Origin of the sequence: Streptomyces sp. NPDC057565 (genome assembly GCF_042801455.1) — a bacterium.
In the GTDB taxonomy this organism is placed as follows: domain Bacteria; phylum Actinomycetota; class Actinomycetes; order Streptomycetales; family Streptomycetaceae; genus Streptomyces; species Streptomyces yanii.
The window spans coordinates 229,084-251,135 of sequence record NZ_JBHVFU010000005.1 but is presented as its reverse complement, the minus strand read 5'-3'; the positions used below and the strand labels follow the sequence as shown (position 1 = coordinate 251,135).

The window sequence follows — 22,052 nt, the reverse complement described above, 5'->3', positions numbered from 1 at the left end:
GGCCGGGGGGCCCGCTCACCGCGCCCTGTCGAGCACCCTCACCGCGGCCTTCGCGACCGACTCCACCCGCTCAATGCCCGTCTCCTTCGTCTGCTGCCCGGCGGAGAGCACCGCCACCAGATACGTGTGCTCGTGGGCCTTCACCTGCCCGATGCTGTTGATGTCCCACAGCCCGGTGGCGCTCCGCGGCATCCAGCCGTTCTTCAGCGCCCAGTCGCTGCCCGCCGCCGACACTCCCCAGTGCTGGTCGGCCGCCACGCGGCGCATCAGCCCCTGCAGATACGTACGGGAGGCCCCGGTCAGTTTCGAACGCGTACCGAACACCGTCTGCAGCAGCTTCAGCTGATCCGCCGACGTCGTCTGCGTCAGCCCCCAGGCCCGGGCGGCGGTCGTGCTCGTCAGGCCGAACCGCTGGTTGGCCGCGTCGAGTCCGGCCGCCCCGCCGATCGCCCGCATCAGCGAGGTCGCGGCGTCGTTGTCGCTGTTCTCGATCATGGTGACGGCCCGGCTGCGCTCGTAGCCGGTGAGCTCCCGCTCGTCGTCCTGGGCCTGCAGCAGAAGCGCCGCGAGGATGTCGACCTTGACGATGCTCGCGGTGGCGTACATCCGCTCCCCGTACATCGCGCCGTCGCCGCTGTCGGTGTCCAGCACCGCGACCGACATCGTGGAGTCACCGGTCAGCGGCGTCACCGCCGCTGCCAGCTCCGCGTCGAGATCCACCTGCGGCTCCTCGCTCGTCACCACCGGGGCCGTCGACGATACGGAAGCCACGGGGCGGGGCGCCGCATCGGAGGGCCGGCCCATCGAGTACATGCCTCCGGCGGCCGAACCTGCCAGCAGCACCACGGCCGTCATTCCGGCGGACAACGCGGAGGAACGTCTTTTCGGTATCGACAGGGGCATGGAGCGGACGCTAGGAAGAGCACCTGGCAGAGGGCTGTGTCGCACCTGAGGACATGGTGAGAAACCGCACCGACTACGCTCGCCCTGTGGCGCTGAAGAACATTCCGGACCCCGGTTACTCCGACGACGACGGCACGGCCGACCCCGCACTGACCGCGGCGCTCGCCGCCTGGGCCGAGGACCGGACGGCCGTCGGCCCGGTCCTCGAAGCGCTCAAGGGAGCCCGGCTCCTGGTCCCCGTCGTCGCCGTCCTCGGAGAGGTGGAGGAGGACGAGGAGCACAGTCACGAAGCGCCCGGCAAGGGTGGTGGTGGGCGACGGGAGGAGGACAGTCGCGAAGCGCCCGGCAAGGGTGGTGGTGGGCGACGGGTGGGCGGGCTGCGCCGGGAGAAGACCAGCGACATGGCCGTCCCCACCCTCCAGGCCGGTGACCGTCGCGCGCTTCCCGCTTTCACCTCGACCGCCTCGCTGGCCCGTTGGGACCCGCAGGCCCGCCCCGTCGCCGTTCCCCTGCACCAGGCGCTGCAGGCGGCCGCGCACGAGAAGGCGGACACGGTGGTGCTCGACCTCGCCGGTCCTGTGGCGTACGAACTGACCGGCTCCGCGCTGCTCGCCCTCGCCGAGGGCCGCACCAGTGCCGACCCGCTGGACGACCCGGCGGTCACCTCCGCGGTACGGGACGCGGTCGCCGCCGAGCCCGCCGTGCTCCGCGCCCACCTCGTCCCGGGACGGTCAGGAGGCACCCTCGCCCTGGTCCTGGCGCCCGAAGCGGCCCCCGCCGAGACGGCCCGCCGGGTTGCGGAATCGCTCGCCGCCGACGAGGTCCTGCGGGCACGCCTGGTGCGGGGCCTGGACCTCGCGCTGCTTCCGGCCGACACGATCGCGCCAGGAGAGCCCCTCTTCATACGCTGATCACCCGACCGGCCCGACGCGCGCGAACAGCCGCTCCGCCGGTGGGGCCGCGGCGCTGGTGCGCCGGCTGACCCCACCCCGCCCCGGGACGCGCGGAGCTCAGCAGGGTGTGCCGGGAATGCTGTGAGCCCCTGCCCGTCCGGGCAGGGGCTCACAGTCGTACGGAGGGGAGGAGGGGGCGGAGGCTCAGCCGAAGACGGGGCCGGTGTACTTCTCACCGGGGCCCTGGCCGGGCTCGTCCGGTACCAGCGAGGCCTCGCGGAACGCCAGCTGCAGAGACTTCAGTCCGTCCCGCAGCGGCGCCGCATGGAACGAGCTGATCTCCGTGGCGCTCGCGTCCAGCAGGCCGGCCAGGGCGTGGACCAGCTTGCGGGCCTCGTCGAGGTCCTTGTGCTCGTCGCCGTCCTCGGTGAGGCCGAGCTTCACGGCGGCCGCGCTCATCAGGTTGACGGCGACCGTCACGATCACCTCGACCGCGGGGACCTCTGCGATGTCGCGGGTCATGTCGTCGAAGCCGGGGGTTTCACTGCTGGGGGTCGCGTCACTCATGCGCCATACGATAGGCCCACGCCGGCACGGCTCCGTCTGCGGGAGCGGCTGCGGCAGCTGGTTAGCGCCTGTCCCGGTGAGCTGCTAACCTGGTGTAACGACCGGCTGGGCAGCTATGTGCCCGGCCCACAAGTGGAGGCTCCGATCTCCCACCTGACCATCCTCCGGGACGGCAGGTCACCGGTCAGGTGGCGCCCATCGTTCCGTACGGACGATGGAGCCGCCCGATGCGCCCCGCGGTTGACCGCGGCGGTGTTCCGGTTTTCCAGGAGCCCCGCCTGTGTCCCGTCCGGGGCATTTTTGATGCACTGGTGCGGTTGGTCTCACAAAACAGACGTTACGTGGCTGTCCGCCAGGCGGCCGCGTGGTGCTACCGAGGAGGATCCATCAGCGCCGAGCCCCGCATCAACGACCGGATTCGCGTTCCCGAGGTGCGACTTGTCGGTCCCAGCGGCGAGCAGGTCGGGATTGTTCCGCTTGCCAAGGCCCTGGAACTCGCACAGGAGTACGACCTCGACCTGGTCGAGGTGGCGGCGACCGCCCGTCCGCCCGTGTGCAAGCTCATGGACTACGGGAAGTTCAAGTACGAGTCGGCCATGAAGGCCCGTGAGGCGCGCAAGAACCAGGCGCACACGGTCATCAAGGAAATGAAGCTCCGGCCGAAGATCGACCCGCACGACTACGACACCAAGAAGGGTCACGTCGTCCGGTTCCTCAAGCAGGGCGACAAGGTCAAGATCACGATCATGTTCCGTGGTCGTGAGCAGTCCCGCCCTGAGCTGGGCTTCCGTCTGCTCCAGCGTCTCGCTTCGGACGTCGAGGAACTCGGCTTCATCGAGTCGAACCCGAAGCAGGACGGCCGGAACATGATCATGGTTCTGGGCCCGCACAAGAAGAAGACCGAAGCCATGGCCGAGGCCCGTGAGGCCCAGGCCGCCCGCAAGGCGGGGCGTCAGGGTTACACCCCCGACGCCGAGGCTGCTGCGGAAGAGGCTGCCGAGGCTCCGGCCGAGGCGCAGCCCGAGGCTTCGGCCGAGACACCTTCCGAGGCGTGACCTCAGGGGGCGCCATCCAGGCGGCCCCGGGTCCCCTCGGAATCCCCACCAAGATCTGACGCCCCTGCTGTCCGGTGCCTGCACCGCGAGGGGCGCCACTTACGAGGAGAGAACGGCGCGATGCCGAAGAACAAGACGCACAGCGGTGCCAGCAAGCGATTCAAGATCACCGGCTCCGGCAAGGTGCTCCGCGAGAAGGCCGGCAAGCGCCACCTGCTCGAGCACAAGTCGTCCAAGAAGACCCGCTCGCTGACCGGCACGGTCGTCGTGGCTCCGGCCGACGCCAAGAAGATCAAGAAGCTTCTCGGCAAGTGAGGTTCGGCCCCCGGTGAATCCGGGGGCGCGACCTCGATCACACCGGGACCAATTCGTTTCCGGGCCGTGTGAGTCCAACCACGGCCCCGCTACAAGGAGTTAACAAGTGGCACGCGTCAAGCGGGCAGTCAACGCCCACAAGAAGCGCCGGGCAATCCTCGAGGCCGCCAGCGGTTACCGCGGTCAGCGCTCGCGCCTGTACCGCAAGGCCAAGGAGCAGGTCACCCACTCCCTGGTCTACAACTACAACGACCGCAAGAAGCGCAAGGGCGACTTCCGTCAGCTGTGGATCCAGCGCATCAACGCCGCTGCCCGCCAGAACGGCATGACGTACAACCGCCTCATCCAGGGTCTGAAGGCCGCCAACATCGAGGTGGACCGCAAGATTCTGGCCGAGCTCGCGGTCAACGACGCCAACGCGTTCGCCGCTCTCGTCGAGGTTGCCCAGAAGGCCCTCCCGAGTGACGTCAACGCCCCGAAGGCCGCCTGATCCAGGGCACACTTCTTGGCTTTTGAGCCGGACCCGCAGGCGCTCGTCGTCTGCGGGTCCGGTGCGTTGCACCCCTTGTTCCGTACCTCCGCACGCAGAGAGGCCCGCCGCCGACCATGGCCACCCCCGAACTGATCTCCCCGCGATCGCCGCGCGTCGCCGCCGCCCGGCGCCTCGCCCGGCGCAATTTCCGGGGCAAGGAGCGACGGTTCATCGCCGAGGGGCCGCAGGCCGTGCGCGAGGCCGCGGAACACCGCGGCAGTGACGGCGAGCCGACCCTGCTGGAGCTCTTCGCCACCGTCGAGGCGGCCGAGCGGTACGCCGACATCATCGACGCCGCCCACGCGGCCGGCGCCCGGGTGCACCTCGCCGACGGCGACACTCTCGCCGATGTGTCGCAGACCGTCACCCCGCAGGGTCTCATCGGTGTCTGCCGGTTCCTCGACTCGCCGTTCGAGTCCGTCCTCGCCGCGAAGCCCACCCTGGTCGCCGTCCTCGCGCACGTACGCGACCCCGGGAACGCCGGTACGGTGCTGCGCTGCGCCGACGCCGCGGGCGCCGACGCCGTCGTCCTCACCGACGCCTCCGTCGACCTCTACAACCCCAAGTCCGTGCGTGCCTCGGTCGGCTCGCTCTTCCATCTGCCGGTCGTCGTGGGCGTACCGGTCGAGCAGGCCGTCCAGGGGCTGCGGGACGCCGGCGTACGGATCCTCGCCGCCGACGGCGCGGGCGACGACGACCTCGACGACGAGCTCGACGCAGGCACCATGGGCGGTCCCACCGCCTGGGTCTTCGGCAACGAGGCGTGGGGGCTGCCCGAGGAGACCCGGGCGCTGGCCGACGCCGTCGTCCGGGTGCCGATCCACGGCAAGGCGGAAAGCCTCAACCTCGCCACCGCGGCGGCCGTCTGCCTGTACGCCTCCGCCCGCGCCCAGCGCCCCCGCCGTACCGCCGGCTGACCGGCCCCGTACCCCGCCGACCGGCGCACCGCAGCCGTGCGCCCCCACAGGGTGTCGCTCCGTCACCGACGACTAGTAGGGTGACGGACTCGGGGGCCCACTGCACCGGTTCGAGAGGTGGGGTACGGGAATATGTCTGTCGGCATGAGCAGGCCGCGCGAGACACACCCGGCCGACGTGCGCGCCGACCGGGGTCCGGACGGTGGGAATTCCCCGGCCGACGGCGAGGGCAACGGCCCCGCGGACGACACCGTCGCATCCGGCATCGACCCGGACGACCTCCCCGACGGACTCGTCGTCGCCGACCGGACGGGCCGGGTCATCTGCTTCAACTCGGCGGCAGCCCGGATCACCGCCGTACCCAGGACCGCCGCACTCGGCCGCCCGCTGGAGCACGTTCTGCCGCTGGAGGACCTCAAGGGCCGACGCTGGTGGGCCCTGACCGATCCGTACGGTGGCCTCGCCACCCGGGTCGGCCAGCCCGAGCGGAACCTGCTGCTCCCCGGCGGCCGCGAGGTCCTGGTCGCCGCCCGGTACGTACGTGAGTACCCGACCGGTCCGGTACGCCGGCTGGTGATCAGTCTGCGCGGCACCGAGGCCCGTCGCCGCACCGAGCGCAGCCACGCCGAACTGATCGCGATCGTCGCCCACGAGCTGCGCTCCCCGCTGACCTCCGTCAAGGGCTTCACCGCGACGCTGCTGGCCAAGTGGGAACGGTTCACCGACGACCAGAAGCGCCTGATGCTGGAGACCGTCGACGCCGACGCCAATCGCGTCACCCGGCTCATCGCCGAGCTGCTCGACATCTCCCGGATCGACTCCGGCCGCCTGGAGCTGCGCCGCCAGCCGGTCGACCTCTCCGCCGCCGTGGAACGCCACGTCCAGGCCCTCACCGCCAACGGCCAGACGCCCGACCGCTTCCTCGTCCGCACCCGGCAGCCGCTGCCCGCAGTGTGGGCCGACCCGGACAAGGTCGACCAGGTCCTCGGCAACCTGCTGGAAAACGCGGTGCGTCACGGCGAGGGAACCGTCACCATTGAACTCGCACCCGCACCCGCGAAGAGCGACGAGAAGGGAACAGCCGTCACCGTGAGCGACGAAGGCCCCGGCATTCCCGAGGAGTCGATGGGCCGTGTCTTCACCCGCTTCTGGCGGGGGAGCAAGCGCGGCGGTACGGGGCTGGGCCTCTACATCGTCAAGGGCATCGTCGAGGCGCACGGCGGCACGATCACGGTCGGCCGAGGCCCCGGCGGCGGCGCGGAATTCCGATTTATTCTGCCCGTGGGGGCTCCGGCTTTTCTGAAATAAGAGAGTTTGCGAAGCCATCAGGCAGGGCGGCGGCGGGCGACGGGAGAGCCTGAGCAGCCCGCGGGCTTCCTCCACCCCTCGTGGCCTTTAGACTCGACCTTTGGCACCTTTGCGTCCTCCGGTCGTCGAGCGGGGCCGCGCCACCAGCCAATCGGAAGCACGGGAAGAGATGTCGGCACCGAACAAGTCGTACGACCCAGTCGAGGTCGAGGCACTGAAACCGGAAGAGATCGAGCGCATGCGGGACGAGGCGTTCACCGCCTTCGCCGCCGCGGGCGACCTCGACGCGCTCGCCCAGGCGAAGACCGCGCACACCGGTGGTACCTCGCCCCTGTCCCTCGCCAACCGGGAGATCGGCGCACTGCCGCCGCAGGCCAAGGCCGAGGCGGGCAAGCGTGTGGGCCAGGCCCGCGGCGCCGTGAGCAAGGCCCTCGCCGCCCGTCAGGCGGAGCTGGAGGCCGAGCGGGACGCCCGTGTGCTGGTCGAGGAGGCGGTGGACGTCACGCTGCCGTACGACCGCACCCCGGCCGGCGCCCGCCACCCCCTGACGACCATCATGGAGCGCGTCGCGGACGTCTTCGTGGCCATGGGCTACGAGATCGCGGAGGGCCCCGAGGTCGAGGCGGAGTGGTTCAACTTCGACGCCCTGAACTTCGTGCCCGACCACCCGGCCCGGCAGATGCAGGACACCTTCTTCGTCCAGGGCACCACGCCCGACGGGAAGCCGACCACGGGTGACGAGTCCGGCATCGTGCTGCGTACGCACACCTCGCCGGTCCAGGCCCGCACCCTGCTCGACCGCGAGCCGCCCGTCTACGTCGTCTGCCCCGGGCGGGTCTACCGCACCGACGAGCTCGACGCGACGCACACCCCGGTCTTCCACCAGATCGAGCTGCTCGCCGTCGACGAGGGCCTCACCATGGCGGACCTCAAGGGCACCCTCGACCACATGGTCCAGGCGCTCTTCGGCCCCGAGATGAAGACCCGGCTGCGGCCGAACTTCTTCCCGTTCACCGAGCCGTCCGCCGAGATGGACATGGTCTGCTACGTCTGCCGCGGCACGTCCGTCGGCAACCCGGACCGCCCCTGCCGCACCTGCGGCAGCGAGGGCTGGATCGAGCTCGGCGGCTGCGGCATGGTCAACCCCAAGGTGCTCATCGCCTGCGGCGTCGACCCCCAGAAGTACAGCGGATTCGCCTTCGGGTTCGGCATCGAACGAATGCTGATGTTCCGCCACAACGTCGAAGACATGCGAGACATGGTCGAGGGTGACGTCCGGTTCACCCGGCCGTTCGGGATGGAGATCTGATGCGCGTCCCGCTTTCCTGGCTGCGGGAGTACGTCGACCTGCCGGCGACGGAGACCGGCCGTGACGTACAGGCCAAGCTCGTCGCCGTCGGTCTGGAGGTCGAGACCGTCGAGCACATCGGCGCCGGCCTCAAGGGCCCCCTGGTCGTCGGACAGGTACTGACCATCGAGGAGCTGGAGGGCTTCAAGAAGCCCATCCGCTTCTGCACCGTCGACGTCGGCTCCGCCAACGGCACCGGTGAGCCGCAGGAGATCGTCTGCGGAGCCCGTAACTTCGCCGTCGGCGACAAGGTCGTCGTGGTCCTCCCCGGCGCCGTGCTGCCCGGCGACTTCGCGATCGCCGCACGCAAGACGTACGGCCGGACCTCGCACGGCATGATCTGCTCCACCGACGAGCTCGGCATGGGCGACGACGGCACGCACGGCATCATCGTGCTGTCGCCGGAGCACGAGGTCGGCACGGACGCGATCGAGCTGCTCCAGCTCGTCGACGAGGTCCTCGACATCGCCGTCACCCCCGACCGCGGCTACTGCCTCTCGATGCGCGGCGTCGCCCGTGAGACCGCCATCGCGTACGGGCTGCCGCTGCGCGACCCGGCTCTCCTCGACGTGCCCGCGCCGAACGCGTTCGGCTACCCGGTGAACGTGGCCGACCCGATCGGCTGCGACCGGTTCACCGCGCGCACCGTCGTCGGCCTGGATCCCGAGGCGCGTTCCCCGATCTGGATGCAGCGCCGGCTGCAGAAGGCCGGGATGCGCCCGATCTCGCTCACCGTCGACATCACCAACTACGTGATGCTGGAGCTCGGCCAGCCGCTGCACGCCTACGACCGCACCCGTATCGACGGGCCGATCGGGGTGCGCCGCGCCCAGGGGGGCGAGAAGCTCACCACGCTCGACGGCACGGCCCGCGTCCTGGACGCCGAGGACCTGGTCATCACCGACAACCGCGGGCCGATCGGTCTCGCGGGGGTCATGGGCGGTGCCAACACCGAGATCGCCGACACCCAGAACGGTGGGAGCACCACCACCGAGGTCGTCATCGAGGCCGCGCACTTCGACGCGATCTCGATCGCCCGGACCGCACGCCGTCACAAGCTGTCGTCCGAGGCGTCCAAGCGCTTCGAGCGCGGCGCCGACCCGCAGGCCGCGGCCGCTGCCGCGCAGCGCACCGTCGACCTGCTGGTGCTGCTCGCGGGCGGCACCGCCGAGGCCGGCGTCACCGAGGTCGCGGCTCCGTCCGCGCCCCGCACCATCGCGATGCCCGCGGACCACCCCGACCGGGTGGCCGGTGTCGCGTACGGCCGCGAGACCGTCGTACGCCGCCTCCAGCAGGTCGGCTGCGACGTCTACGGGCAGGACGAGCTCCTGGTCACCGTGCCGTCCTGGCGGCCCGACCTGAGCGAGCCGAACGACCTCGCCGAAGAGGTCATCCGGCTGGAGGGGTACGAGAACCTCCCGTCCACGCTGCCGACGCCGCCGTCCGGGCGCGGGCTCACCGACCGCCAGCGGCTGCACCGCAGGGTCGGCCGGGCGCTCGCCGGAGCCGGCTATGTCGAGGCGCTGAACTACCCGTTCATCGGCGACGCGGTGCTGGACCAGCTCGGGTTCGACGCCGACGACGCCCGCCGCCGTACGGTCAAGCTCGTCAACCCGCTCTCCGACGAGGAGCCGGCGCTGCGCACCACGCTGCTGCCGGGCCTCCTCGGCGCACTGCGGCGCAACGACGGCCGCGGCAGCCATGACCTGGCTCTCTTCGAGACGGGACTGGTCTTCCGGCCGACCGGCGAGGAGACCGCGGCCGTGCGGCTGCCCGTCGACCACCGTCCCGGCGACGAGCAGATCGCCGGGCTGAACGCCGCGCTGCCGCATCAGCCGCGCCGCGCCGCGGTCGTCCTCGCGGGCGCCCGCGAGCAGGCCGGCTGGTGGGGCAAGGGCCGCCCGGTGGGCTGGGCGGACTCCATCGAGGCCGCTCGTGCCATCGCCCGCGAGGCGGGTGTCGAGCTCACCGTCCGGAACGACCAGCACGCGCCGTGGCACCCCGGCCGCTGCGCCGCGCTGTTCGTCACGGCGAACGACGCGGAGGTCCTCGTCGGGCACGCCGGTGAGCTGCACCCGGGCGTCATCAAGGAGCTTCACCTGCCGGAGCGGACCTGCGCCATGGAGATCGATCTCGATCTCCTGGAGCAGGCCGTCGACGGCGCACTCCAGGCGCCGCGGATCTCCACCTTCCCGGTGGCGACCCAGGACGTCGCGCTGATCGTCGCGCAGGACGTGCCCGCCGCCGACGTGGAGCAGGCGTTGCGGGAGGGTGCGGGTGAACTCCTCGAATCACTGAGGCTGTTCGACGTGTTCACCGGTGAGCAGATCGGCGAGGGCAGGAAGTCCCTGGCGTACGCGCTGCGGTTCCGCGCGCCGGACCGCACCCTGACCGTCGACGAGGCCACGGCCGCCCGAGACACGGCGGTCGCGCTGGCCGCGGAGCGGACGGGTGCGGTGCTGCGGGGGGCGTAGCGCGCCGACGGCGACCGGCCATCGAGGCCGAACCGGCCGCAGAAAGTGAGGAGGGGGCGTATCCGGCTACCGGATACGCCCCCTCCTTCTGCGCTCGCCGAACGGCGTGGGGACCGCACGCGGGCCCCGGCCCGGCCCGGGGGAACCCGGGTCCGGCCCGACCCCGCAGCCACCCTCCGATCAGTGGGCAGTGGGTCGTGCGATCCGGCGTCGTCCGCGCTGCCACGGAGTGTCGGGCAGGTCGGCAGAGCGAGCGACGCGGGTGCGGGTCGTCAACTGTACGAGGGGGAGCAGACGACCCGGCCGCCTCTTGCGAGGCGACTGATTCAACCGATTCGTACCCCGGTGCACCAGAGTGCGCGGCGGGACGGTTCGGGCATTCCGTTCACACCCCGTGTGAAACATGCTCCACTGGGGCGACAGGCCTTAGGAGGGGCAATGGAGCCCAACATCCTGCTCGAAGCCCTCATCGACGAGGCGGGCGTCTCCCGGGCAGGTCTTGCCGCGCACATCAACCAGGCCGGGCGTGCCCGCGGACTGTCCCTGCGGTACGAACACACGGCCGTGGCCCGCTGGTTGAAGGGCCAGCGGCCCCGCGGGCAGGCGCCCGACCTGATCTGCGAGGTGCTCGGCGACCGGCTGCGCCGACCGGTCTCCCTCGACGACATCGGCATGGCGACCTGCGGCGGCGGAGGCACGGTCGTGCCGGGTTCGACGCTCACCGGCTTCGTCGAACGGGCCACCGCGTTGTGGCGCTCGGACGAACAGCAGCGCCCGCACGTCCTCGCCGCGGCCGCCGTCACCGGCACGACGGCGGTCATGCCCGTCTGGGAGTGGGAGAACCCGCCCGAGGACGCCGATGTCTCCCGTGCCGGTCCGACACGTGTCGGCGCGGCCGACATAGCGATGCTGCGTGCCGCCCGCGCCCACTACGAACTGATGTACCGCAGGGCCGGCGGCATCGCGACGCGTTCCCGCATCGTCGGCTTCCTCAACGCCGAGACCGCCCCGCTGCTGCGTGGCGGCTACAGCGACGCGACCGGCCGTCAGTTGCACCGGGCGATCGGCGGGCTGGTGGCCGTCGCGGGCATCTGCGCCTACGACTCCGACGCGCACGGTCTCGCCCAGCGCTACTTCCACCAGGCGCTGCGGCTGGCCAAGGCGAGCGGGGACCGGGGTCTCGGCGGGTATGTGATCGCCCTGCTGGTCAACCAGTCGCTGTTCCTCGCCGACTACCGGCAGTCCGTCGCCTTCGCGGAGGCGGCACTGCGAGCCGCGGGACGGCACATCACGCCCGCGCTGGCGGCCGATCTGTACGCGATGCAGGCGAAGGCGTACGCGCACCTCGGCGACGGCCACAGCGCCCTGGAGTGCATCCGGCGAGCCGAGTCCGAGGCCGAGCGCATCCGCCCCGGCCATGAACCCGACGAGACGGGGTACGTCGAACCGGGCCTGGTCAATGTGCAGGTGGCGGAGGCCCTGCTCAGCCTCGGCGATCTGCCGGGAGCTCGGGAGCACGCCGCTGCGGCGGTCAGTACCCCGGCGCACGACCGGGGCCGCGTGCACCGACTGGCCATCCTGACCCATATCGAGCTGCGGCAGGGGGAGGCGGACCGGGCGGCGGGCACGGCCGTGGAGATGGCGGAACGGGCCCGGGGTATGGAGTCGCAGCGGCTGCGGGACCGGCTGCGGGCGGTGCGCGAGGATCTGGTCGGGAGTGGCTGTGCAGAAGCGGAACAGGCCGCCGAGCTGATCGACGGGGCGTTGCGCGTACCGCTGTGAACGTACTGAACGTACGCCGGGAACGTTCCCCTCCGACCCTGCTCCTGCTGCCATGTTGCCACCAACGTGTCGGAAGGTGGCAGAGCTGTGCAGTGGACGAATCTGAACGAACAAACTGTCTATGAGAACCGCTGGTTCCGGGTCAATCTGGCGGATGTCGTTCTTCCCGACGGCCGTCACCTCGACCACTACCTCGTCCGGCTCCGGGCCGTCGCCGCGGCGACCGTCGTCAACGAGGCCAACGAGGTCCTGCTGCTGTGGCGGCACCGGTTTATCACCGACAGCTGGGGCTGGGAGCTCGCCGCCGGTGTGGTCGAGGACGGCGAGGGCATCGAGGCCGCGGCCGCCCGGGAGATGGAGGAGGAGACCGGCTGGCGCCCGGGCCCGCTGAGGCCGCTGCTGACCGTGGAGCCGTCGAACGGCCTCACCGACGCCCGGCACCACCTCTACTGGGCCGAGGAGGCGACCTGGACCGGCCCTCCGCAGGACGATTTCGAGTCGTCGCGCCGCGAGTGGATACCGCTCAAGCTGGTGCCCGACATGATCGCCCGGGGCGAGGTACCGGCGGCCAACACGGTGGCCGGGCTGCTGATGCTCCATCACTTACGGATCGGGTGAGGCACGCCGCCCACGCGATCGGGGCCGGCCGGGACATCCCCGGCCGACCCCGCGGGCGGTACGACGACCGGCAGGTCAGGAGTACGGGTAGAAGCCCGAGCCCGTCTTGCGGCCGAGCCGGCCCGCGTCGACCATGCGCTGGAGCAGCGGGGGAGCGGCGTACAGCGGTTCCTTGAACTCGGCGTACATCGAGTCGGCGACCGAGGCCACGGTGTCCAGGCCGATGAGGTCGGAGAGCTTCAGCGGGCCCATCGGGTGGGCGCAGCCGAGCTCCATGCCGTTGTCGATGTCCTCGCGGCTGGCGATACCCGACTCGAACATCCGGATCGCGGAGAGGAGATACGGGATCAGCAGAGCGTTGACGACGAAGCCGGAGCGGTCCTGGGCGCGGATCGGATGCTTGCCCAGCACGTCCTGCACCAGTGCCTCGGAGCGCCGGATCGTCTCGTCGGACGTGGTCAGAGCGGGGATCAGCTCGACGAGCTTCTGTACCGGGGCCGGGTTGAAGAAGTGGATGCCCATGACCTGGTCCGGGCGGGACGTCGCCACAGCCAGCTTCACCAGCGGGATGGAGGACGTGTTGGAGGCGAGAATCGCGTCCTTCCGGGTCACCACCTGGTCGAGCACCTGGAAGATCTCGGTCTTGACCTGCTCGTTCTCCACGACGGCCTCGATCACGAGATCGCGGTCGGCGAACTCGCCGAGGTCGGTGGTGAAGCTGAGGCGGCCGAGTGTCTCGTCGCGCTCCTCGTCGGTGATCTTGCCGCGTTCGGCGGCCTTCGAGAGGGAGTTGTGGAGCCGGGTGCGACCGATCTCCAGCGCCTCGCCGGTGGTCTCGGCCACCATGACGTCGAGTCCGCTGCGGGCGCACACCTCCGCGATGCCTGCGCCCATTTGGCCACAGCCCACCACTCCGACGCGTGCAATGTCGGCCATAGAGTCCGTCACCTCGTGCCTTTCGCTCATCTCCGTTCGGCGGGCTCCCGTCTGATTCCGGTCCCCGCCTCGACCCCCCGACGTTACTCCGCGGCCTACGGGTCATGACGGGCCGGGGCGGGCATGCTCTGCGTTACCCCCAGTGCCGGGGGTGACGTACGAGGACACAGAGACGGCAGGTGGCAACGAAATGCGGCAAATGGCCCGAAGGGGCTTTGTGGCGGGTGCGGCCGGGGTGGTCGCGGGGATGACGGCCTCGGTCGCGGGTGCGGCCGAGGCTCTCGCCGTACCGCGGGAAGCGCCGGTTCCGTCCGGGGCGGGCGCGTCGCCCGGGCCGGGTGTGAATCTCCCGCGCGTCGCCCGGCGCGAGATGCGCGGTATGTGGGTCGCCACCGTCGCCAACATCGACTGGCCCTCGGCGCCCGGCCTGACGGCGGCGGCGCAGCAGGCCGAGCTGATCGCGTACCTCGACGAGGCCGTCGACCGGCGGCTGAACGCCGTCGTCCTGCAGGTCCGGCCGACCGCCGACGCCCTGTGGCCGTCCTCCTACGAGCCGTGGGCCCAGTACCTCACCGGCGTCCAGGGGAAGAACCCCGGCTGGGACCCGCTGGGCACCGCTGTCCGTGAGGCGCACCGCCGCGGCCTGGAACTGCATGCCTGGTTCAACCCGTACCGGGTCGCCAACCACACGGATCCGTCCCGGCTGGTCCCCACCCATCCGGCGCGGCTGCACCCCGACTGGGTCCTGCCGTACGGCGGGAAGCTCTACTACAACCCCGGACTGCCCGAGGTGCGCCGCTTCGTCCAGGACGCGATGCTCGACGCGGTCCGCCGCTACGACATCGACGCCGTCCACTGGGACGACTACTTCTACCCGTATCCGGTCGCCGGACAGGTCTTCGCCGACGACGCCACCTACGCGAAGTACGGCGCGGGCTTCCCGGACAAGGCCGCCTGGCGCCGCGACAACACCGACAAGCTGGTCCGCGAGATGTCCGCGGGGATCAAGAAGATCAAGAAGCACGTCCGGTTCGGGATCAGCCCCTTCGGTGTCTGGCGCAATGCGGGGACCGACCCGCTGGGCTCGGACACCAGGGCAGGGGTGCAGACCTACGACGACCTGCACGCCGACACCCGAGGTTGGGTGAAGAAGGGTTGGATCGACTACATCTGTCCGCAGATCTACTGGAACATCGGCTTCGCCGCCGCCGACTACGCCAAGCTGGTCCCCTGGTGGGACGCGGTGGTACGGGGCACAGGGGTCAACCTCTTCGTCGGCGAGGCGCTCTACAAGGGCGGTGACCCCGCCCAGCCCGCCGCCTGGCAGGACCCGGCCGAGCTCTCTCGTCACATCGACCTCGCCGCCGGCTACGACCAGGTCCGCGGGCATGTCTACTTCTCGGGCAAGGACGTGGTCACCGACCGGGCCGGCATGATGGCGCGCGTCGTGGCGGACCACTACCGCAGCAGAGTGCGCCCTCCCCGCTGACCCGAGGGGTCCGAGGCGGAGAGGGCGCAACGAGGGGTGGCGCGGTCGGGGCGGTGCCGTGTGCCCGGGGAACCTACGGGGTCTCCGGGCCCCGGTGCCGGACCACGGCGTGCTGGACGATGGTGTCGGGACCTGGCGAAACCAGGTGTTCGTGTCCGTCCTCGGAGCGGACGCGATACGGGGGAGCGCCCCCGTCCCCGAGCACTTCGAGGATTTCTGCGACCCGGTCGTGCTGCCCCACGGTCCTGCCGTGCGTCAGCAGCCGGTCGCCCGCGTGTGCCTCCATAGGGAGTGACCTCCTCACGGGTGACGGTCCATGTCGACAAGTCTATGACCGGATCCGCCCGCGCACCGGGCGTACCGGTGACTCTTTTCGGACAGGGCGGGAACTGGGCGCGGTTGAGGCCGCCGTGGCGCGTGTGCCCTGGCCGTCGTGGGCCACGCCGGACGCCCCCTGGCGCCGCGCCCCCGCCCGCTGGGTGGCCGCGATGCAGACGAGGACGGCCACCGCCGCCACGGGTGTGGCCGCCGAGACCTTCTCGCCGAGGAGCAGGAACGACCACACCAGAGTCAGGAGCGGCTGCGCGAGCTGAAGCTGGCTCGCCCGCGGGACCCCGATCTCCGCCATGCCGCGGTACCAGACGTACAGGCCGACGAAGGTGGAACCCGCCGCCACCCAGACCAGGCCGATGACCCCGTGCGTGGTCAGCCGCACGGGCTCGAAGGAAAGCGCGACCACCGCGCCCGCCACCATCAGCGGCGCCGCGAGGACCAGTGCCCAGCCGATCACCTGCCAGCCCGGCATGACCGCGGCCAGTCTGCCGCCCTCGGTGTAACCCGCCGCGCATACCAGCAGCGCGCCGAACAGGAAGAGATCGCCGGAGGAGAGCGCGCCTCCGCTCTGCTGCACGGTGAACACGATCACCACGGCCGCGCCGGCCAGTGCCGCGATCCAGAAGGTGCGCGGCGGACGCGACCCGGTCCGCAGGGACGAGAGGACCGCCGTGGTCAGCGGCAGCAACCCCACCACCACGGCCGCGTGCGACGAGGTGGAGGTCCGCAGGGCCAGCGTGGTCAGCAGCGGGAACCCCACCACCACACCACCGGCGACGACCGCGAGCCCGCCCCAGTGGCGGCGGTCGGGCACCGGGACCCGTCCCGCGAGGAGCACGCTGCCCGCGATCAGTGCCGCGAGCAGGCTGCGCAGGGTCACCAGGGACCAGGGGCCGAAGCTCTCCAGTCCCCAGACCGTGGACGGGAAGGTCAGCGAGAAGGCGACGACGCCGAGCCCGGCGAGCAGTGTGCCGCTCCGGCCCGCCGATGGGGCAACTGCTGTCGAAGGGGAGGCGACCGCTATCGACACCTGACGGGTAGCGCTATCCTTTGCTGTCATGCAAGAGCGTAGCAGCGTTGCTGAGCTGGCGAGTTCCCTTCGAGATGAACTGAACCGCTACTCACCAGGTGGGAAGCTGCCATCCAGCCGGGCGCTCGTGGAGCGTTATCGGGTCAGTCCGGTGACCGTCTCCCGGGCGATCGCGCAGCTCGCCGCCGAAGGGCTCGTCGTGACCCGCCCCGGCTCCGGCGCCTTCCGGGCGGAGCCCCGTGCCGACGTGCCCCCGCCCGGCGACACCTCCTGGCAGGAGGTCTCTCTCAGCGGCGACGGCGGACCGGAGGTCGTGCCCCGTACCGTCGACGCGTCCGGCGTCCTGGTCACGCTCGCCGCACCGCCGCCCGGCGTCATCGAGCTGAACGGCGGCTACCTCCACCCCTCGCTCCAGCCCGAACGGGCGCTCGCCGCCGCCCTCGCCCGGGCCGGCCGCCGCCCCGGAGCCTGGGGCCGGCCGCCCACCGACGGGCTCACCGAGCTCCGTGCCTGGTTCGCCCGCGAGATCGGACCCTCGCTCACCGCCGCCGACGTACTCATCACCGCGGGCGGCCAGAGCGCCCTGGCCACCGCTCTGCGCGCCCTCGCCCCGCCCGGCGCCCCCGTCCTCGTCGAATCGCCCACCTACCCGGGCATGCTGGCGGCTGCCCGTGCCGCCGGACTGCGTCCCGTCCCGGTCCCGGTCGACGCCGACGGGGTCCGCCCCGATCTGCTGGCCGCCGCCTTCGGTGCCACGGGCGCTCGCGTCTTCGTCTGCCAGCCGCTCTTCCAGAACCCGACCGGCGCGGTCCTGGCCCCGGACCGTCGGCGTGAGGTCGTCCGGATCGCCCGCGAGGCGGGGGCGTTCGTCATCGAGGACGACTTCGCGCGCCGTCTCGTCCATGACGACGCGGGCCCGCTGCCCGCGCCGCTCGCCGCCGACGACCCCGACGGCGTCGTCGTCCATGTCTGCTCCCTCACCAAGATCACCTCGCCAAGCCTGCGAGTGGGTGCGCTGGCCGCCCGGGGGCCGGTGCTGGAACGGCTGCGGGCCATCCAGATCGTCGACAGCTTCTTCGTCCCTCGTCCGCTCCAGGAAGCCGCGCTCGAACTGGTCGGTTCCCCGGCCTGGGGTCACCATCTGCGTTCGGTGCCCACGGAGTTGAGGAACCGGCGTACCGCCATGACGACCGCCCTGCGGCTCGAACTGCCCGGCCTGTCGCTCCCGCACGTTCCGGCGGGCGGCGGGAGCCTCTGGCTGCGGCTGCCGGATGCCGAAGCCGGCCCCGACGAAGCCGCGTTGGTGTCGGCCGCCCTGCGCGCGGGTGTCGCGGTCGCGCCGGGCCGCCCGTACTACTGCGCCGAACCTCCGGCCGCCCAGGTGCGGTTGAGCTTCGCCGCGGTCGCCGGAGCGGGCGAGATCGCCGAGGGCGTACGACGGCTGCGTACCGCCTGCGACAAACTCTTCGCCGTCCCCGGCCGCCGCGACCTATCCTCCGGGCATGGCTGACATCCCCCGGGAGCGTTATGAGATCTCGTCCGATCCGGCTCGGCTTGACCCGGCCCGGATCCACCACTGGCTTTCCACCGACGCCTACTGGGCGCTCGGCCGTACCCGCGAGAAGCAGGATCTGGCCATCGCCGGTTCGCTCAACTTCGGCGCGTACGAATCCACTTCAGGGGAGCAGGTCGGCTATGCCCGGGTGGTGACCGACCACGCCACCTTCGCCTGGCTCTGCGATGTGTACGTCGACCGGTCGGCCCGCGGCCACGGGCTCGGCACCCGGCTCGCCGCCGCCGTGCGCGACCACCTCGCCCCGACCGGCATCCGCAGGCTCACTCTCGCGACCGATGACGCCCACGGCGTCTACGCGAAGGTCGGGTTCCAGCCGCTCAAGGACCCCGAGAAGTGGATGTACTTCCGGTTCGACCGTCCCGGAGCCGTCTGAAATTCGCCCTCTTGACCTGGGCGGCGTTCGGCTCCACGATCTCGGCCATGAGTGTTCGAGTCTCGCTCGTCGCCGCGGCGCGCAGCTCTTCCCTGCTGGCCGAGCGCTTTGACGACGACCGGCCGCTCGATCAGGCCGGCTGGCAGGAAGTGCAGCTCGCCGCACGGGCGTTGGTGCCCCTGGGCGCCGCCGAACTGCGTTATTGCTCGCCGACCGCCCGCAGCCGCGCCACCGGTGAGGCGCTCGGCTTCGCCCCCATGGCCCAGCCCGCCCTGCGCGACTGCGACATGGGCCGCTGGCGGGGCTGGACCCTCTCCGATGTCGCGGCCCGCGAACCCGCGGCGGTGGACGCCTGGCTCGCCGACCCGCGCTCCGCACCGCACGGCGGCGAGCCGCTGCTCGCCTTCATCGCGCGGATAGGGGGCTGGCTGGACACCCGGCCGGCCTGCGACGGCTCGATCGTCGCCGTCGCCGAGCCGTCCGTCGTCCGGGCCGCCCTCGTCTACGCGCTGGGGGCGCCGCCCTCGACGTACTGGAATGTCGACGTCCGCCCGCTCTCCACGATCACGCTCATCGGTCTGCGGGGCCGCTGGAGCCTGAGCCTCGAAGCGGGCGCCTGCTGAACCGACGAGCCGTCCCACCCGTGGGGTGTGCGGCGCCCTCCCACCAGTCCGACCAGTACGAGGCGCTGTGACCCGTCGGCGGGCCGGGTTCCCGGCCCGCCGCGAGGTCACTTCACCGTGACGGCGTCACCGGTGGAGACGACCTTCATGGTCGTGGTCGTACCGAGGAACGCCCAGCGCCAGCTGCCCGAAGCGGTGGCCTTCACCGTCGCACGGAGGTGGCCCCTGCTGTCCGTGGTCGCGGTCTGCACGGTGCTGTACGCGCCGCCGGGCTTCTTGTACTGCAACTTCACCACCTGCTTGGTGAACGCGTGGTACTTGAGGTCCGTCCAGTTGGCCCGCGACAGCTTTCCGGTGACGGTGAGCGTGCCCCCCTTCCTCACCGGCTCGGGCGTGGCGTCCGTGGTCAGAGTCGCGGCGCGCTTCACCTTGAAGGACCCGATGGCGTCGGAGATCCAGTAGTCCCCGTCATTGGCTGCGACCGTTGCGTCGACCCGCCAGGTCCCCGCTACCGCGTTGGCGTCCCAGCCCTCGTTCCCGCTCCCGTAGGAGTCGATCCACGCCGGGTCGATCTGCATCGTCGCGGTGCACACGGACGTCGTCGTGCTGACCTTCGTGCACGATGTACCGAGGTGATCCACCGGCCCGTAACCGTTGGTCCGGTTGAAAGCGGAGACACTGTTGACCCGCTTCACGCCCGAGTTGTCCTTGATCGTCATGGCGATCGTGAACTTCTTGACGTTCGTGACCCCGACGATCACATTGCTGCCGCCGTTCACGACGGTCCTGGTGACCCGGATGTCACCGCGCCCCTCCGCGTGTGCGGCCGGCGCCACCACGACCGCGGTGGCCACCGCTCCCGCCGCAGCGAGCACGGCAATTCTTCTGCGCATGTCCCACCCCTGTCTCTCCCCGCCCCGTGGCGGAGGGAGACAGGGTAGCGATCAACCGGATGTCCGCGCGGTGATCAGACCCTGCGGGACACTGCCCGTGCCGTCACGGGTGCGCAGGATGTCTCGCGCACCCGGGCGGGCTGGGACGCGGCGATCGGGAGCAGACCGAGCACAGCGGTCCGGATGGCCCTGCTCGGCCTCGTCGGGCGGCAGGTCACGCGATTCTTCCGGAGAGTGACCGGCGTACGGGCACGGTGGGGCGAACCCTTCGTTCGGCATGTGCGCACAGGGGGCGGGTATCGGACCCCGGGGACCGCGACACACGGCCCCGCGAAGGCATGCGTGTGCGCCGCGGTGCATCCGGGTGATGCGAACCGGGCCACGTCGCGGCTCACGCGAGCTGCGTGGGCTCGTCCTGAAGCCCGGACCCGATCTGCTCCCGCAGCTCCAGTCCGTCCGCGTGACCGTGCATCCGGACGGCCAGCTCGGTGGTGGCGCGGACCACTTCCTCCGGCTCACCGGCGAGGGCAAGCGTGCATTTCGTCTCGCTGGGGTATTCCCGGCAGTCGGCGACCTTCCGCATGAGGCACCTCCCTGCTCCCTTCCACTCTAGGGCGGTGTTCACGCCGGGGAGGGGGGAGCAGGGAGGCGCCGGTGCGCTCACAGCCGTACGGAACTGTCCGGCTCCGGTCGGTGCGGCCGGTCATTCACCCTTGTGCGCTGCGGCGTCGAGCGTCAGGGCCTCGGCGATGCCGGTCTCCGCGGCGACCTTGTCGATACCGAGCCCGGTCAGCACGCCCTCGCCGTCCTCGTGCTCCAGCAGCGCGAGCAGGATGTGCTCCGTGCCGACGTAGTTGTGCCCCATCCGCAGGGCCTCCCGGAACGTGAGCTCCAGCGCCTTGCGTGCCCCGGCGTCGTACGGGATGAGGTCCGGGAGCTCCGCTGCCGCGGGCGGCAGCGCCTCGGTAGCGGCCTGCCTGACGGCGTCGAGCGAGACGCCCTGCGCCTTGATGAACGCCGCGGCGAGCCCGTCCGGCTCACTGAGCAGCCCCAGCGTCAGGTGCTCCGTACGCACCTGGTCGTTGTTTGCGGCGCGGGCCTCGTTCTGTGCCGCCATCACGACGTTCCGCGCCCGCTCGGTGAACCGGCTGAACCCCTGACTGGGGTCGAGATCCGACGGTTCGCCGGGATCCTTGGCGACGAAGCGCTTCTGGGCCGCCTGTCGGGTGACTCCCATGCTCTTCCCGATCTCCGTCCAGGAGGCTCCCGAGCGGCGTGCCTGATCGACGAAGTGGCCGATCAGATGGTCGGCCACGTCACCGAGGTGATCGGCGGCGATGACCGCGCCCGAGAGCTGTTCGAGAGCGTCGGAGTGAACTTTCTTGATGGCTTCGATCAGTTCGTCGAGCCGTACCGGATTCGTCATGCTCACTGGTTTCGCCATGTGTCAACCTTAGGTTGACAGTCGTGAAGCGTCAACCATCGGTTGACAGTACAAGTCGGGCGTGGCGACGCTCGGCCCTGCGGGCAGGTCCAGTCATCGGCCGACCTCGACGGGAAGTGGCGGATGGCCCAGTCCGTCATCCGCGGGCTCGTATGGGCCCGAGCGGGCCGCAGCACGTTCTCCGGGAAGGTGTCCAGTCGGTCCGTCGTCGTGCCGGACAGCGGATCCGGGGCCGTGACCTCGGCATGGCCGACCTGGGCGGCCGGCTCGGTCGCGGGTCCGGGAAGCCTGCGGAGCGGGGTGCGTCGACGCCGGCGAGCGGGCCGGCCCGGAACTCGGTGAGATGGGCGTGCGGCCGCCACTTCCGTACGGACCGGTGATCGTCGCGCCAGGTCGCATGGGCTGCGCCGACCTGTCAACCCGGGCATGGGCCCGCCGCGACCGTAGGGGCGCCGGTCCGGGTGTGCGGGGCTGCCGCCATGGACGCGGCATGCGGCCGCTCGGCGCGTACCCGGCTCCGGTCGGAAGGATCCATCGGGCGACTGTCGCCGCAGTGCCGTACGGGTGTCGCAGCGGATCCGAACGGTCCCGCCGGGCGGGCGTGGGGTGGGAACGAGCGCCCGGCCTCTCGCTGATCGATCAG

22 protein-coding genes are annotated in these 22,052 nt (G+C 71.2%); 14 read left to right on the top strand and 8 right to left on the bottom strand.

Going from position 1 to position 22,052, the window contains the following annotated elements:
* Nucleotides 1-15: 15 nt before the first annotated feature.
* Nucleotides 16-903, bottom strand: a complete 888-nt coding sequence (locus ACFU8W_RS13625; RefSeq protein ID WP_384035816.1) for a serine hydrolase — start codon at nt 901-903, stop codon at nt 16-18.
* Between the two features lie 86 nt (nt 904-989).
* On the opposite strand from ACFU8W_RS13625, the gene ACFU8W_RS13620 reads away from it, so the two are divergent.
* Nucleotides 990-1,814, top strand: a complete 825-nt coding sequence (locus tag ACFU8W_RS13620; protein ID WP_384035814.1) for an SseB family protein — start codon at nt 990-992, stop codon at nt 1,812-1,814.
* A 186-nt stretch (nt 1,815-2,000) separates the two neighbouring features.
* Here ACFU8W_RS13620 and ACFU8W_RS13615 read toward each other — a convergent pair whose 3' ends face one another.
* Entirely contained in the window at nt 2,001-2,363 is a 363-nt protein-coding gene (locus ACFU8W_RS13615; RefSeq protein WP_037700593.1) for a DUF1844 domain-containing protein, read from the bottom strand.
* A 341-nt stretch (nt 2,364-2,704) separates the two neighbouring features.
* Between ACFU8W_RS13615 and infC the strand changes: the two genes are divergently transcribed.
* The 9 genes from infC to ACFU8W_RS13570 all read left to right on the top strand — a co-directional run bounded on the left by infC (nt 2,705) and on the right by ACFU8W_RS13570 (nt 12,712).
* Complete coding sequence (gene infC / locus ACFU8W_RS13610) at nt 2,705-3,418, top strand: translation initiation factor IF-3 (protein ID WP_345513087.1); 714 nt, start codon at nt 2,705-2,707, stop codon at nt 3,416-3,418.
* Nucleotides 3,419-3,538: 120 nt separating this feature from the next.
* Nucleotides 3,539-3,733: a 50S ribosomal protein L35 gene (gene rpmI / locus ACFU8W_RS13605; protein ID WP_030918579.1), complete on the top strand. Its 195-nt coding sequence runs from the start codon at nt 3,539-3,541 to the stop codon at nt 3,731-3,733.
* 106 nt (nt 3,734-3,839) lie between these two features.
* Nucleotides 3,840-4,223, top strand: coding sequence for a 50S ribosomal protein L20 (gene rplT, locus ACFU8W_RS13600; protein ID WP_003970214.1), 384 nt, complete (start codon nt 3,840-3,842; stop codon nt 4,221-4,223).
* A 116-nt stretch (nt 4,224-4,339) separates the two neighbouring features.
* Nucleotides 4,340-5,182, top strand: a complete 843-nt coding sequence (locus ACFU8W_RS13595) for an RNA methyltransferase (RefSeq protein ID WP_345513090.1) — start codon at nt 4,340-4,342, stop codon at nt 5,180-5,182.
* A gap of 132 nt (nt 5,183-5,314) precedes the next feature.
* Nucleotides 5,315-6,490, top strand: a complete 1,176-nt coding sequence (locus tag ACFU8W_RS13590) for an ATP-binding protein (protein WP_384035809.1) — start codon at nt 5,315-5,317, stop codon at nt 6,488-6,490.
* A gap of 169 nt (nt 6,491-6,659) precedes the next feature.
* Nucleotides 6,660-7,799 carry a phenylalanine--tRNA ligase subunit alpha gene (pheS, locus tag ACFU8W_RS13585; protein WP_345513093.1) on the top strand — a complete coding sequence of 380 codons (1,140 nt, stop codon included), beginning with the start codon at nt 6,660-6,662 and terminating at the stop codon, nt 7,797-7,799.
* Nucleotides 7,799-10,312, top strand: a complete 2,514-nt coding sequence (pheT, locus tag ACFU8W_RS13580) for a phenylalanine--tRNA ligase subunit beta (protein WP_384035805.1) — start codon at nt 7,799-7,801, stop codon at nt 10,310-10,312. Before pheS ends, pheT begins: the two co-directional genes overlap by 1 nt.
* Nucleotides 10,313-10,750: 438 nt before the next feature.
* Nucleotides 10,751-12,094: a transcriptional regulator gene (locus ACFU8W_RS13575; protein ID WP_384035801.1), complete on the top strand. Its 1,344-nt coding sequence runs from the start codon at nt 10,751-10,753 to the stop codon at nt 12,092-12,094.
* A gap of 87 nt (nt 12,095-12,181) precedes the next feature.
* Nucleotides 12,182-12,712: an NUDIX domain-containing protein gene (locus ACFU8W_RS13570; protein ID WP_345513097.1), complete on the top strand. Its 531-nt coding sequence runs from the start codon at nt 12,182-12,184 to the stop codon at nt 12,710-12,712.
* A gap of 75 nt (nt 12,713-12,787) precedes the next feature.
* On the opposite strand, the gene ACFU8W_RS13565 is transcribed toward ACFU8W_RS13570, so the two are convergent.
* On the bottom strand, nt 12,788-13,648 hold the full coding sequence (locus tag ACFU8W_RS13565) for a 3-hydroxybutyryl-CoA dehydrogenase (protein WP_384035798.1): 861 nt from the start codon (nt 13,646-13,648) through the stop codon (nt 12,788-12,790).
* Nucleotides 13,649-13,838: 190 nt separating this feature from the next.
* On the opposite strand from ACFU8W_RS13565, the gene ACFU8W_RS13560 reads away from it, so the two are divergent.
* Nucleotides 13,839-15,137 carry a glycoside hydrolase family 10 protein gene (locus ACFU8W_RS13560; RefSeq protein ID WP_384035795.1) on the top strand — a complete coding sequence of 433 codons (1,299 nt, stop codon included), beginning with the start codon at nt 13,839-13,841 and terminating at the stop codon, nt 15,135-15,137.
* 73 nt (nt 15,138-15,210) lie between these two features.
* On the opposite strand, the gene ACFU8W_RS13555 is transcribed toward ACFU8W_RS13560, so the two are convergent.
* Both ACFU8W_RS13555 and ACFU8W_RS13550 read right to left on the bottom strand, forming a co-directional pair.
* A complete protein-coding gene (locus ACFU8W_RS13555; RefSeq protein ID WP_345513099.1) occupies nt 15,211-15,423 on the bottom strand; it encodes a DUF1918 domain-containing protein in 213 nt (70 codons plus the stop codon).
* Between the two features lie 42 nt (nt 15,424-15,465).
* Entirely contained in the window at nt 15,466-16,530 is a 1,065-nt protein-coding gene (locus ACFU8W_RS13550; protein ID WP_384035792.1) for a DMT family transporter, read from the bottom strand.
* Between ACFU8W_RS13550 and ACFU8W_RS13545 the strand changes: the two genes are divergently transcribed.
* From ACFU8W_RS13545 to ACFU8W_RS13535, 3 genes are read left to right on the top strand one after another with little or no spacing between them, the layout of a single operon-like run.
* Nucleotides 16,529-18,010, top strand: a complete 1,482-nt coding sequence (locus ACFU8W_RS13545; RefSeq protein WP_384035789.1) for a PLP-dependent aminotransferase family protein — start codon at nt 16,529-16,531, stop codon at nt 18,008-18,010. The two genes, ACFU8W_RS13550 and ACFU8W_RS13545, sit on opposite strands and share 2 nt — an antisense overlap.
* Complete coding sequence (locus ACFU8W_RS13540; protein ID WP_384035786.1) at nt 18,003-18,449, top strand: GNAT family N-acetyltransferase; 447 nt, start codon at nt 18,003-18,005, stop codon at nt 18,447-18,449. The genes ACFU8W_RS13545 and ACFU8W_RS13540 overlap by 8 nt, the downstream gene beginning before the upstream one ends.
* Before the next feature lie 47 nt (nt 18,450-18,496).
* Nucleotides 18,497-19,072 carry a histidine phosphatase family protein gene (locus ACFU8W_RS13535; RefSeq protein ID WP_384035783.1) on the top strand — a complete coding sequence of 192 codons (576 nt, stop codon included), beginning with the start codon at nt 18,497-18,499 and terminating at the stop codon, nt 19,070-19,072.
* A gap of 107 nt (nt 19,073-19,179) precedes the next feature.
* On the opposite strand, the gene ACFU8W_RS13530 is transcribed toward ACFU8W_RS13535, so the two are convergent.
* From ACFU8W_RS13530 to ACFU8W_RS13520, 3 genes are all read right to left on the bottom strand, one after another.
* Complete coding sequence (locus ACFU8W_RS13530) at nt 19,180-19,965, bottom strand: hypothetical protein (protein ID WP_384035780.1); 786 nt, start codon at nt 19,963-19,965, stop codon at nt 19,180-19,182.
* A 391-nt stretch (nt 19,966-20,356) separates the two neighbouring features.
* Nucleotides 20,357-20,548 (bottom strand): DUF1059 domain-containing protein, encoded by a 192-nt coding sequence (locus tag ACFU8W_RS13525; protein WP_345513105.1) that lies wholly within the window; start codon nt 20,546-20,548, stop codon nt 20,357-20,359.
* A 120-nt stretch (nt 20,549-20,668) separates the two neighbouring features.
* A complete protein-coding gene (locus tag ACFU8W_RS13520; protein ID WP_384035775.1) occupies nt 20,669-21,409 on the bottom strand; it encodes a Clp protease N-terminal domain-containing protein in 741 nt (246 codons plus the stop codon).
* Nucleotides 21,410-22,052: the final 643 nt, after the last annotated feature.